The organism is Enterococcus sp. 5B3_DIV0040 (genome assembly GCF_002140755.1).
GTDB lineage: Bacteria > Bacillota > Bacilli > Lactobacillales > Enterococcaceae > Enterococcus_D > Enterococcus_D casseliflavus.
On sequence record NZ_NGLC01000001.1, the window covers coordinates 182,465 to 195,861 of the forward strand.

The following is a 13,397-nucleotide window of genomic DNA, read 5'->3' on the forward strand; positions in this document are numbered from 1 at the left end:
TTACTGATGTAGCCCAAAGTGTGAAAGTAAACAATCCAAGCGTTCATACGACAGCTGTCTTTGAAGATGGCTTAACCGTCGCAGACCCAACGGGGCTGTTTACCTTAAACGATACCGTTGAAATCAAAGAAATCCTTCCAGGAAAAGCGTATCTGGTCAAAGGGATCTTAATGGACAAAGCCACCGGTGAACCATTGCTTGTGCATGGAAATACGGTAGAAACCAGTGTTGGTTTTATCGCCAAAGCAGAAAATGAAACGGTGATCGTACCATTTACCTTTGATCTAACCGGCTTAAATGGTCGTGAAATCGTTGTGTTTGAAAGTCTCTTCAGAAACGACGAAGAGCTGGCAAACCACAAAGACCTCAATGACAAGGGCCAAACCGTACGTATCACCAATCCAGCAATCGGCACCAAAGCAACAGACAAAGAAACCGGCTTACAAGTGATTGATCCATTGACGGTTGTCACGATTACGGATGCTGTTTCTTATCATGATCTGATTGTAGGAAAGACGTATACCGTTAACGGCATCTTAATGGATAAAGAAACAGAAGAGCCAGTCCTGGTAGATGACAAAGAAATCACCAGTACGTTAACCTTTGTGGCAGAAAGTACCGACGGTACAGTCAACTTAGACTTTATCCTAGATGCCCGTGCGTTGCGAGGCAAAGAAGTCGTGGTCTTTGAAGGTCTGTTTAGAGAAGGCGTACGATTAGCCTCTCACGCAGATATTACCGACAAAGACCAAACCATCAAAATCGTTAATCCAACCATTACCACCAAAGCAACGAATGCGAATGGTGGAAAAGAGATCTTGGCTTTGCCAAATCAAACCGTGCTTGAATGGGTCAAAGTAGATGGTCTAGCAATTGGTCAAATCTATCAATTGATTGTTCAAGGCTACTTAACGCCAGACGGTACACCATTTGAAGGCACCCATGCGGAAAAAGTCTTTACGGCAGACAAAGAAACCATGGAATTCTTGTTTGAATTCTTAGTAGACGGTCGGAACCTTGCCGGAAAAGGCTTAAGCTTTGCGGAATGGCTCCAAGCCAAAACCGAAGACGAGAAAGAACCGTTTGAAGAAGTCGCAAAACACAACGTGGATCTCACAAACAAAGACCAAACCGTTCAATTTGTGGAAGCACCAAAACCACCACAACCAGTGAAAGCAGCTTCTGTAGTGCCGATGTTGCCAAAAACAGGTTCAGAAGATAATAGTATCTGGATCATTATCGGTCTAATCTTTGTCCTTGCGGCAAGCTTGATCGGGTATGATTTGTATAAAGTCAAAGACTAAAAAGGACGAACAAGCGGTTAGACAACTAGCCGCTTGTTTTTAGACAATTTGGAATGATCAAGAAAGAATAAGAGAGCGGGTTATTAGATTACTCACAACATTCTAAAAACCGGAAGGGGGAAAGCTCCTTATCGCTTATTCTTCTGAAAAAGGCAGCACAACTTATGGGTGTGCTGTCTTTTATTTATAAGTGGAGGTGAATCGGGATGTTTTCTTGTTGTGATTGTTATACGGAAGAGGAATTACTTGAAGGAATTCGAATGTATCAAGAAGAACATGATTGGGCAGATTCGCTCAGGTTGTCATGGGAATATGAACCAATTGATTCTTCTGTGATTCAAGCAATCGAAGAAGCGGGCTATTTTTGTGAAGCGCATTTTGGTGCGAACCATCAAATTTGTTATTACAAGTGTTACTTCATTTCTGTACCAGAAAAACAACGAGTGTGTAACCAACAACGAATCAAAGAACAAGAAGAGCAGCGCAAGAAGGAACGACGAGTAGATACTTTAGAAACGATTTTTTCTATCCTTGTCCTTCTTTTCTTTCTTGTAGTGGGTTATCTTTTGTGTATTTAGAACAACAAGAGGAATAAAAACGGTTATTTCTTTCATTCTATTTGATTGGTTAAAAATGCGTCGTATTTTGCGATTTCAGGCGTTTTAAGCCATCAATGAAGAATCAGTCGAAAATGTTTTTAAAACCTCAGAGAAAGCGATTCTCGAGGTCACTTTTTTGATAAAACACATTTTTTAGAAAGAGTAGGAGAATTTCGAATGAGGATGTTGCTTGACCGCTATTTTGAAGAAGAATTGCAACGCAATGGGTATCATGTGACCTTGGAAGAACTACAAAAGATGTATGTCAAAAGTCAGAGAAGGAAGGAGGAAACAGAGAAAAGAAAAAATGATCGAAAAGAGGATAAAAGAGAGAAGATGAATAAAAACGCTTCTATTTTGCGATTTTAGACGTTTTAATCGATCGATGAAGAATCAGTCGAAAATGTTTTTAAAACCTCAGAGAAAGCGATTCTCGAGGTCGTTTTTTGATGAAATACAAATTTTTAGGAGAGGGAGAAAGGAAACATGTTAATCACGCCAGATCTTTTTTTTGTGGAAGAATTGCAACGCAACGGATTGGATGTGACGTATCTAGCACTCCAAAAAATGTATACGAAAAGTCGCTTACGTAACCTAGAGGTGGTAGAAAAGGAAAGAAGGGAGGCAAAACGAGCAGGTGATCGAAAATATTGGCATAAATGTGGGAAATATCGAAGAGAAGAAAGAAGGCGAAAAGCAAGTGATCGGACGACGTGATTTAGCGAAAGAAGTCGCTGCAGAGATAGACATGGATGCCCAAACGGTTCAAAATTTGCTTAGTTTATTGTTGGATAAAATGATTGAACACTTACACAACGGGGAAGAAATCGAATTCAGATATTTTGGGCGTTTTTCGCTTGTTGAGGAAGAATGGAGCATTCGAGATCCGGAAACAGGTGAACAGGAAAGACATTCAGTAAGATATGTGAAATTTGTACCAGGTTCTGAATTGAATGATGAGGCAATGAATAGAAAAGGGGGAGAAGAAGACAATGGGTAGAATTTTAAAGGGACTGGCTATGTTGATAGGATTTATTGCCCTATGTATTTATGGGTACTATTTTTCGTTTGTTGAACGAAATACGGTTGCTTTACTAGGGGGGACGGTAGTCGTGGGAATAATTGCTGCTGTCGGTTGGTTTCGGAAGGTTCGAAATACACGCTATTAGGAGGAAAAATGGGGAAAGAAAAACAACTCTATTTATCAAAAAGTTTAACGAAAAACAAGCGAGAAGACATTCGAAAAACAGTCAAACGTTTATTACAAAAAGAGGGACTCTCTTATGAAGAATGGTTATCAGAACAGGAATTTCAATATTTTCTATCCAAAATGGATACAATCAATCGTTTGTTAACGGAAACAGAACAAAAAGGGGGGCAACTTCGACATGACCAATCTATTGATACAAACCAAAGGGATCCTTTTACTAGCTAAAACCGAGTGGCTGCTTGCCGCAAATGATCCTGGAGCTACCGGAAATAAGATCATGAGTGATGTAAAAAAATGGTTGTTAGCTTTTGCAGGAGGATATGCGGTCGTTCAATTTATTTTAGCTATGTTTGACTACATGTCAAAAGATATGCAGAAACAAGCACAAGGAAGAGATCACGCGTTGCGCGCATGTATTGGGCTTGTAGGCGCATTTTCAGCCGCAACAATTATGACCTACTTAGAAACTCAGGCAAAATCCTGGAATGCAATGGCGCTTATGGTTATTCAATTTCTTTCTTAAGGTGAAACTATGATTTCTATTTCAATCAAGCAAGGAAAGCTACGAAAAAAGACTTACCCTCTAGCTGAAGGGATCCATCAATTAGAAGCTTTCGAACGCTCGTTACAACAAAAAGACCAAACTCAGAGGATCTCGATCATCATTTCAGGAAAAACAGAGGAAGGAGATCCATTGAATTATGAAGGAGATTTTCTCTTAGGAAAAGGGGACGGATTTGAACTTTTTTCTGCGATTGAACGTCAACTGAATGCCATTTATCAGAATCCCAGTGAACGAGAAGAAGAACAGATTCACTATCTACTAGGGCAATTGGCGAGAGAATTAAAGACGCAGGAACGTTCCTTGAATAAGACACAACCAATTTCTCAAACGATTCCTATTCAGCCGAATCGAGCTTTTCGATTATGGAAACGGCTCCTGTTTGTCCTGATTCTTCTTTTTTCTCTTATAGGGGGCAGTTTAGTAAGCGTTCATTGCTATCGTACGAGTCAAGAAATCGCTCAATTAACTGTAGAAAACAACGAACAAGCACATCAAATCGAAAATCAAACGAAAATCGATACCTTTAGTCGCTATTTTTTGACCAATTATTACACAGGAACCAAGGAAAAAGAACAGGTTCAAGAAAAAGTGCGGCGGTTTGTCTCAGACACACTTCTTTCTAAGGTGGAAGGACAAGATGTGCAATTGAAAAGTACGTTTCCTTGGGAAGTGAAGGTGCAAAACGATTCTTGGAAAGTCAGCTATATTGTAGTATTACAAACGGATAAAGAGACCGTAATCACGAAAAAAGTGACCTTTCAATTGAAAGAAGAACAAGAAAAAATATGGGTTACATCGATCCCAGAAGAAGAACCTTTTGAGATCAATCAATAAGTGCCGTCACTTTGATGGAAAGTGCTGGCACTTTTTTACTTAAAACAAATAATGGAGGAATAGACAATGAAAAAAATACTTTTTTTAAGCTTATTTAGCACGAGCATTTTGCTTGGAACAGTTGGTGTGACTGCTTCGGCAGAGGAGGCCACAACGGAAAGTAGTACAACTGTCGCGGTTCCTAGCGATCCTGTCGTTCCTGCGGAGCCTACACCGACAACACCAAGTGTAGAAACGCCTACCGATCCAGTGGTACCACCTACTAGTAGTGAAGAAGTTCAACCAACTGTCCCAGAGACACCAGATGTTCCTGTCACACCACCGGGTGTTGGGGAAGCAGAAACACCGGCTACAACACCGACAGAGCCAAGTACCACGACAGAACAACCAGGAACGATCAGTTCTTCTGAAGAATCAACCAGTTCATCAAGTACTGAACAACCAACCACCTCGTCTACTAGTGAAGAACCAAAAGAAGAACTGAGTCAACCAGTAGAAAAACCGAAAGAAGACAAAGAAACAAAACCAAAAGAAGACAAACCAACAGCTCCGGCAAAAGAAGTCACGGTATCGGTTACGTCAACGGGTGAAATCGCAACGGAGGGTTCCAAAGGAACTAGTGTACCGATTGTCACTAGTGATGTAAAAGAGTTAACACATATTCCAACACCGACGACGCCATTGAAAGCTGCTAGTGGACAAACCATTGTCGGGGTAAAAGACGGGGTACCACTGGTTCAAGACAGTCAGGGCAATTTGATAGAGGATGTTTCAATTCCAGTGAAGAAACTCCCAAGCGGAAATATTGAAGTCAAAACAGCGGATGGAAAGACAAAAGTATTACCAAAAACGGGTGAAGAAGTTCAAGTAGCACTTTCTATTCTAGGGGTAATTCTGACAAGTATTGCTGGCTTTTTTCTTGCGAGACGAGATTTTTTTAAACGTTTATTCAGTGGTGGATTAAAATGAAAGAGAGCCGTAGCCCCCTAATTTTGTTAGGGGCTTTTTTCTTTTGTTAGATTAGGGAAGGGGGGATTTTATGTCTCTTGAAGGACAATCTGATACGTTAGCTAATCAAGTGAGTGAAAGCGTCTTTTGGTTAATGATCGTTCTAGTAATTGGTAGTTATTTGTATATATGTTATCGTGAGAGGCAACAGTGGTTACCAGTAGTGAAGCAACTTCCTGCACTAATGGTTCAGTTATGGAAAGATTGGCAATATAATTTTTGGCGAACATTTAAACAAAACTGGCGAACCCGTCCTTTTTGGGATATCCAACTGCTAAATAGTAGTTGTTTTTTACGTTATTGGGCAAAAGTCACATTGAAAGTTTTTGGAATAGCCCTTGGAGTTAGTTTATTAAAGTCACGTGAAGGAGGCAATCTATCTGTTGAACAGTTGGAGCCATGTCTTCAGACGATAGAGGCATTTATGGTTCTTTTATTGGTGATATACACAACGAGTGCTATTCTTGCGTTGTCTGGCTTCCTGTCTACATTGAGTTTTCGCGAGGAGATGGGAAGGTTTTGGCGACAGCTTTTCGTTTTATTATTAGGTGTTCGATTAGAAGTATTTACTAGTCACACCTATGAACAAATATATGTACTTAAAGACATTTCGAATCGTTATTGGGTGGGTGCGTTACTAAGTTTTGGTGTGATTGTTTTATGGAAATGTTACCACAAATTCTTTTGGCAGATGGTACAAAAACAGGTTTTTGTGTCTATTCTTTTTTCTTTGAATCAAGGTGTTTTAACACAAGAAGCGTTTGCGAAGCAATTTCTACTAACAAAAACATGGGCTCCTTTTCTTCAATTTGAACGATTAGTCCTTTCTTTACAAGGAGATTATGTCTATAGTGTGGCGTTTCAACGTCGATTGACAGGCGTGATAAAAAAAGCACTTGATCGAGAATTTGTTCCGATTCGTGCAGAAGCAACGATTTGTTTACGGTATTCTTGGCAAAAGAGAACAATTCCTTGTTCGATTTTATCTGAAGAAGATCGGTTGAATGGGACATTTACTGTTTATCAAGAAAAACAACGAAAAAGAATCTGAGAGAAGAGAGAAGGAGAAAAGATTCCTTCTCTTTTTTTTGTATCAATAGGAAAAAGGAGGCGTTCGTATGATTGTCCAACTGATTTCGGTTCAGAAGAATCGATTATTTGTTGAAGATATAGAAGGAAACACACAATTCTATCAGGTTGATTTGTCCATTGCGGAAGAGTTTCAAAGAGAATTGATTTTTGCACAAAAAGAAGCAGAAGAAGTATTGATTGACGACCAGGTATTACAAGAAATGAGGCGAGAAAATGGTGTATAAAAAACGTTCGACAAAAGAAATCCAAGAAGAAGTGACACAACTATCCAATCAAGCGCTTCAAGCAGTTAAGGAGTATACACAGTCGCCAGAAGAACAGTTGAGACTAATGGCATTTATGCAACAATTTTATCAGTATTCTTTTCGCAATCAATTAATGATTTTAGCGCAATATCCAGGAGCAACCGCTATAGGAAATTATCGATTTTTTGCCGAAAAAGGATTTTACCCTCGTCAAGATCAGAAAGGAAAATCCATTCGTATTTTGCAGCCGAATTTTTATAGTCTGTTCCAAGATGAAAACGGTGTGGTGAAATCAATCAAGAAAGCAACAAATGAAGAAAAAGTAAAGATCCATTCGAAAGAATTAAAATCATGGGAAGTAAAGAGTTTTCGGCCAACAAGTGTTTGGGATATCACGCAAACAACCGCAACCCCAGAAGACTATCCTAAATTATTTCCCAATCGTCCAAGTGAGTTTCCTATCCATGATGAGGACATGTTAAAGTCCCTTGAAGAAGGTATTAAACGTATTGCGACAGCGTTACATGTTCCCATTCATACTGAACAAGAATCGATTCTAGGGATCCATCAATTAGGTGTCGCCAAGGGCTGTTTTGCCTATGCGCTAGATGGAACAAAAGAAATTGTTTTATCCCAACGCAATACACCATCTGAACGTATCCATGTGTTGATTCATGAATTAGCACATGCTGCATTGCATGATCCAACTGTTCAAGGTGACTCTCTTTATACAACGAAAGACAAGATTTTAGACACTCCTAGTTTAAAAGAATTTCAAGCAGAATTGGTTTCATATATTGTAAACAAACATTACGGTATTGATACGGCGGAAGAAACAACCCCTTATTTAGCGCATTGGACAAAGCATTTAACAAAAATCGAAGCACAAGAAGAAGCTTTTCAGATTCAATTATTAGAAGAAGTCCAACGCACGAGCCAACAATTTATTCAAACGATTGATTCTACTGTTACTCCTTTGTTAGAACGTTATCAAGAGAAAGAGTCGTTTTTAGAAAAGTATGCATTGACTAATGATCCAGCTTTTACAAAAGAGGATCGGGAATTCTTCTATCAACTTTCTCAACGAGTAAATGAAAATCAGTTACTAAGCAAACTTTCCTTGCATCGAAATGAAACCATTGTCTCCTGGAGTTTTGATCAATCAAAAGCACCTGAAACCATTACTCGTTACAAAGATGAACTGGCCTTACATCTTCAAAAGAAAATAATAGATGGGCATCCATTTTATCAAGTAGATGAGCAAGTAGAATTATTACTTGTACCTGATAAGGAACAGGGAAATTATGATCTTTGGATAATGGATCAAGTGGGGGATATCACCACGTATTCTGTACCAACACAGGAAGAAGCTTACAAAAAGCTTCAAGAGCTTGGTGCTTTTCCAGTTCCCCAATTATCTTCACTGAAACAATTGGTGGAACATGCGAATCATCAATACCAGCAACAACTCATCCATAATCAAGTCATGCGGAACACGTATGAACGAGAGACGGGGCGATCAATGACATGAAATTGAACGCTTTTCGTGAGCGCAAAAATGAGTTGTTTTTAAGCAAATTGACCCATTGGCAAGAAAAACTGACACAAAAAAGTGGAAAGCGGATTGTATTCGGCGTGGTTGTGATTGGGTGTTTGGTTATTGCAAATGTGTTTAGTTCCGTACTAACCAATCTTTTTGATCGTTTTCCTAACCAGTTAGTGCCTGTTCATTGGCTCTCGTTTCATCTGATTCGTTATCCATGGGTTTATGGATTAACGGCACTTGGTGGCGTGGGGGTTTATTATTATCTGCTTTTTCGAATTCAATTAAGTTATGGTTCTTTGGAAGAAGGAAACAAAGCAACCGGTCGCTTTACCACGTTAGAAGAATTAATTGCCCAGTATAAAGCTGTTCCGATTAAAGGAGAGACCCCAGAGGAAACGTATCCAGGACTTAGTGGTACGATTGTTGCTCGATATAAAGATAAAGTCTATATTGATACAGATCCTGCACATAATTATATTTTAGGACGTTCACGTTCAGCGAAAGGACAAACCAAAGTATTGCCAGATATGGATGTGTATTCACGATCAGAAGAAAAGCCGCATTTGATTTATGCTTCAGGGAAATATGAATTAGCCGCGGCTGGCATGGGAAAAGAAACGCTACAGCGACGGGGATATGAATGTTCGGTGTTGAATTTAATTGATCTGGATCGTTCGTTTCAATATAATCCTTTGGATCTAGTAAAACAAGCCTATTTGAAGGGTGATATCGATGAAGCCATTGAATTATGTAAAACCTTCAGTTATCCCCTTTATCATAATGATGAAGCGCGGGAGCCTGTATGGGAAGAAACAGCCATGGCTTTAGTGAATGCAGTGATTTTAGCACTTTGTTACGAGTTTATTGAATGTAGTGAACAACCAGAGTTAACAGAAAAATACGTTAGTCTATATGCAGTGGCCAATATGTTGGTAGAATTAGGAACGCCAGATGAAAAAAATGGAAAGACACTTTTAGACCGTTATTTTGCTCAACTACCTGCAGGGAATCCAGCAAAAATGGAATATTCAACCGTTCAATATGCAGATGGCCAAATGAAAGCTTCGATTTTTGCGACAACACAAGCAAAATTACGCCAATTTATTGCGCCCAAAGTTGCAAAATTAATGGCACAATCGACGTTTGATTTTCGAAAGTTAACCAAAGGTGACTCCCCGATTGATATGACGGAAAATATTGTTATCCGCGGGTATGTAGATACTCAAACAGAAGGGGAATATACGTTAACCTATGAAATTACCAATGATTTTGATGAAAAAGTACAAGTAGAGCGTATGATAACGGTGGGAAAAGGTCTCATTTACCAGACATTGCCTAATAAAGATCCGTATTTTTCTGGTGTTGAACATATTGAAATGCCTCCAGGAGCAAAGTTCGATCCGCGAGAAGGTGTTTCTTGTATCTATCGTTATAAACCACAAGCTGTATTTTTAGTTTTACCCGATTATATTCAGACAAACTATATTATTGCTAGTACCTGGATTTCGCAAATGTACCACGTTGCGAGTGACTTTGCGGCTGATTTACCTGGTGGAAAACTAAAAAAGCGGATTCGTTGTGGGTTAGATGAATTTGGGAATTTACCAGGATTTAGTAATATCAGCTCTATGTTATCTGTTGGGGCTGGCCGAGGAATTTTAATCGATTTCTATGTGCAACATCCTAACCAGTTAACCAATAAATACAACGAAAAAGTAGGGGAATTTATTGCAGATGAGTCCATGAATAAATATTTCTTGTTAAGCGGTTCTAAGCGTGCTAGAGAAGACTTTTCTGCACTTTTAGGGGATCAGGAGGTAACTATAAAAAGTCGCTCTGGCGGCGTTTTAGACTTAAATAAACAATATACGGAAAGTTTGGAAACGCGGCCATTGATTGCACCAGATGAATTAGGTCGGCTAGAAGAAGGGGAAGTTGTCGTGGAGCGTTCGATTCATCGTCAAGATCTAAAGGGGAACCCTGTACGACCATATCCCATTTTTAATACCGGAGAAGATCAAAAACTATTGTATGCGTTTCGTTATTTAGAGGATCAGTTTGATCCGAATGTCGATTGGCGCCAATTATCGTTGCCAATGGTTCCGAATCTTGAATTGGAAACCTATAGTAAAACATTTGCACAACGAATCAAAGAACCGTTTAAAGAACGGGACAAGGAAGAACAACTCAAACGATTGAAAGGAGTTTTGAAGGAAATGGAAGAATCCCCAGAATCCGTATTGGATCAATATGATACGGTAACAGATCAAAAACTATTACAAAAAAATTTGGATGGTATTGAAGCCATTCAACTGCCAGGGGAGCGAAAAAAAGTCATTGAAGTACTAGGTCAGGAGACGTTTATTCGATTAACAGATTTTTTGCAGGCAGAAGAAACCTGTTATCAAGATCTTTTGGATCATCATGAGTATTATGACACGTATCTTGCATTTTTACTGAAACCAGAAAATAAAGCTTTTTACCAACGGTTGAAAGGATTTGGATTTGTCCCAGAAGGGGATAAAAAGAAAGAATAATACCAACTCAAGAATGAGGCTAGGAAGGGGGATAAAATGGATGACATTTTAGAGCTCTTGAAGCAATACAAAGAGTATCTTCATGTCACAGATATTGTTTCATGGGCGTTACGAAAGATTGGCTGGTTATTCTTAAGCTTATTTAAAGCTTTACTTGATGGCATGGAAAAGCTATTAGATAGTGTGTATTCGCTTGCTTCTTTTCCTGTTTCAGACAAAGTAACAAATTGGGTGACGAAAAATCAAGTTTTGGTATTTGGCATCGGTGGTGTTTGCTTAATTGTTTATTTTTTCCGCTATATGTCCAATCGGAATATCCAACTTCGAAGTTTAGTGGATCATTTTTTGTTGGGAACGGTTGTTTTATTGTCGGGATTGACCATTGTATCGACACTGACAGGGGGAGCTTTTGATTTAGCCAAATCCATTTATTCAGCAGATGGCTCTACAGCAACAGCAATCTTCAATGAGAATATCACAGACGTGACAAGTTTTGACAAACAAGCTTGGGATATAGAAAAAGCAAAGCCAGTTGATCTAAAAACAGACCAGTATGATTTTTTAGATATTACAGAAGAAATTGATCCAGATAAATTGGAGGCAAAAGATCGTCGAACGAAAGAGATTTTTTCACATAAAATCGTTTTAAATGGGAGCAATAAAACGTCATTAGAAGAATTGGACGCTGGCTGGTTCAAAGTAGATGAACACTATTATCGGTATTCCTGGCATCCTTGGCGTATTTTCTTTGCTTTGCTGACGTCTATCATTGTATTGCTCTTTGCTTCGTTTAAATACTTGCATGTGATGTTTAATATTGCCTATAATTCAATGATTATGGGCTTTTTTGCGTATTCTGATTTAGTAGAAGGAGCAAAATTGCGTAAAATCATTCAAGGAACCATTCATCTTCTTATGAATGTTGTCTTATTTGCGGTTACGCTGAAACTGTATCGACTATTTTCTAATTATATTAGTGTCGAAGTCAAGAATCCTTTTTCGTCAACATTACTAAAAATAATTCTTGCATTATTGGTTTTAGAAGGGCCATGGATTATTCAAGAATTAACGGGTTATCAAGGCGGTTTAAAATCTTCTGTAGCACAGTTAGCAACATTGGGTGGGGCGCTCTATGGAGCAAGCCGCTTACAAAAAGCGCTAAAAGAACCGTTGGGGAAATTTAAAGACAATCTGCAAAAAGGCTTTGATTATACGTCTGGCACTGTCAAAGGTGCTATGAATGAATCGCTAGAAAAATTCAAAGAAAAAACAGGAATCGGAAAAGAATTACAAGCAGAAAAGGCACAAGAAAATCAAGCACCAGAAGGATTGAATCTTCAAGAGCAATTATCGGATAAAGAGAAAGAAACTTTTGCTCGCGAAGTACATGATTCATTGAAAGAGCCAACGAAAGCAACAAACCAACAGACATTGAAAGAATCAAATGTTGCGGTAGATAAAGACGAATTAGCTGTACCACGTTCTGAGTCAGTACAATCAACAGGTTCAGAAGCATCTGTTTTATCGGAATCGATACGAACAGATGCAGAAGTGAAAGATCAAGCACAGGAAATGGATAAAGAGGTGAAAGACTATCGGAAAACAACGATTCCAGCTTCTATGCAAGAACTTCTTGGTGAGAAAACTCAACTTGATAAGAATACGGAGAAAAAATTACCAGGAAATGTTCCTAATGGGATAAGTCTAGCAACACAAGAAAGAGTAGCAGATTTGGCCAATAATGACCCATTAGCCAAATCTGCTACAGCTGAGCGTTTTGCTCAGTCGATTCCAAAGGTGCCTTTACAACAATTAGCGGGTCAATATTCAGGGGTTCAAGCGTATCAACATACGAAGATGCCTCATGTTCTTTCTGATCCATTAGAAACTTTACAACAACCGGTAGCAAGCCTTTTAGCGGAGTCGACGGCATCTTCTGAAGTGCCTGTTTTTCAACCAACTCTGGCTTCTACAAGAACGTTAAAAGGTATTACAAATCCCCTGTTGTCAACAGTCAGTGTTCCAGCATCGATTACTGCTGCAAAACAATTAGGGGTTACGCAACATACAGGTACACAAGCTTATTTGCCAATGACCAGTGCTAATGTACTAGCTTCCTCTATTTTAAAACCAGCCGTACCATTATCAGAAGTTGTTCAACCTGCTTTCCAACAGGTCTCTCTTCCATCAAACATTCAGAATGCCCCTGGGCGGCAACAACTACAATCGGATCTTCTCCGTGGGAATCAGCCGTTAACAGAACAAACGATTCCGGAAATAATTTCTGAAAAATGGGCTGATCGGCAAATCAACCAAGCCAAGCAACGTAAGCCGCGTCTTATTCGGCAACAAGTTGGAAAAAACACAGGAAAGAAGATAATTGACGCCTTTGATCGTTCATTATCAAAGAAATGATAGAATCTAAAAAATGAAAAAGGGGTATCCGTAGTGCTCCTT

General features: G+C 39.1%; 14 protein-coding genes. All 14 read left to right on the forward strand.

The window, feature by feature from the left end:
* A partial coding sequence (locus A5883_RS00955; RefSeq protein ID WP_141108409.1) for a VaFE repeat-containing surface-anchored protein occupies positions 1-1,304 on the forward strand: 1,304 nt, incomplete at its 5' end.
* Between the two features lie 206 nt (positions 1,305-1,510).
* Positions 1,511-1,882, forward strand: a complete 372-nt coding sequence (locus A5883_RS00960; RefSeq protein WP_086337814.1) for a hypothetical protein — start codon at positions 1,511-1,513, stop codon at positions 1,880-1,882.
* Positions 1,883-2,080: 198 nt separating this feature from the next.
* Positions 2,081-2,272 carry a hypothetical protein gene (locus A5883_RS00965; RefSeq protein WP_086337815.1) on the forward strand — a complete coding sequence of 64 codons (192 nt, stop codon included), beginning with the start codon at positions 2,081-2,083 and terminating at the stop codon, positions 2,270-2,272.
* A 268-nt stretch (positions 2,273-2,540) separates the two neighbouring features.
* Positions 2,541-2,903, forward strand: a complete 363-nt coding sequence (locus tag A5883_RS00970) for an HU family DNA-binding protein (protein ID WP_086337816.1) — start codon at positions 2,541-2,543, stop codon at positions 2,901-2,903.
* A complete protein-coding gene (locus tag A5883_RS19065; RefSeq protein ID WP_176323939.1) occupies positions 2,896-3,072 on the forward strand; it encodes a hypothetical protein in 177 nt (58 codons plus the stop codon). Before A5883_RS00970 ends, A5883_RS19065 begins: the two co-directional genes overlap by 8 nt.
* 8 nt (positions 3,073-3,080) lie before the next feature.
* Positions 3,081-3,338 (forward strand): hypothetical protein, encoded by a 258-nt coding sequence (locus A5883_RS00975; RefSeq protein ID WP_086337817.1) that lies wholly within the window; start codon positions 3,081-3,083, stop codon positions 3,336-3,338.
* Complete coding sequence (locus A5883_RS00980; protein WP_086337818.1) at positions 3,292-3,636, forward strand: hypothetical protein; 345 nt, start codon at positions 3,292-3,294, stop codon at positions 3,634-3,636. The genes A5883_RS00975 and A5883_RS00980 overlap by 47 nt, the downstream gene beginning before the upstream one ends.
* A gap of 9 nt (positions 3,637-3,645) precedes the next feature.
* Positions 3,646-4,512, forward strand: a complete 867-nt coding sequence (locus tag A5883_RS00985; protein WP_086337819.1) for a hypothetical protein — start codon at positions 3,646-3,648, stop codon at positions 4,510-4,512.
* A gap of 66 nt (positions 4,513-4,578) precedes the next feature.
* The gene (locus A5883_RS00990) at positions 4,579-5,481 is read left to right on the forward strand and encodes an LPXTG cell wall anchor domain-containing protein (protein ID WP_086337820.1); all 903 of its coding nucleotides are present in this window, start codon (positions 4,579-4,581) and stop codon (positions 5,479-5,481) included.
* 70 nt (positions 5,482-5,551) lie between these two features.
* The gene (locus A5883_RS00995) at positions 5,552-6,571 is read left to right on the forward strand and encodes a hypothetical protein (RefSeq protein WP_086337821.1); all 1,020 of its coding nucleotides are present in this window, start codon (positions 5,552-5,554) and stop codon (positions 6,569-6,571) included.
* Between the two features lie 67 nt (positions 6,572-6,638).
* Complete coding sequence (locus A5883_RS01000) at positions 6,639-6,836, forward strand: hypothetical protein (RefSeq protein ID WP_086337822.1); 198 nt, start codon at positions 6,639-6,641, stop codon at positions 6,834-6,836.
* Positions 6,826-8,388: an ImmA/IrrE family metallo-endopeptidase gene (locus tag A5883_RS01005; RefSeq protein WP_086337823.1), complete on the forward strand. Its 1,563-nt coding sequence runs from the start codon at positions 6,826-6,828 to the stop codon at positions 8,386-8,388. The genes A5883_RS01000 and A5883_RS01005 overlap by 11 nt, the downstream gene beginning before the upstream one ends.
* Positions 8,385-10,940, forward strand: coding sequence for a VirD4-like conjugal transfer protein, CD1115 family (locus A5883_RS01010; protein WP_086337824.1), 2,556 nt, complete (start codon positions 8,385-8,387; stop codon positions 10,938-10,940). The genes A5883_RS01005 and A5883_RS01010 overlap by 4 nt, the downstream gene beginning before the upstream one ends.
* 36 nt (positions 10,941-10,976) lie before the next feature.
* Positions 10,977-13,355 carry a pLS20_p028 family conjugation system transmembrane protein gene (locus A5883_RS01015; RefSeq protein ID WP_086337825.1) on the forward strand — a complete coding sequence of 793 codons (2,379 nt, stop codon included), beginning with the start codon at positions 10,977-10,979 and terminating at the stop codon, positions 13,353-13,355.
* Positions 13,356-13,397 lie beyond the last annotated feature (42 nt).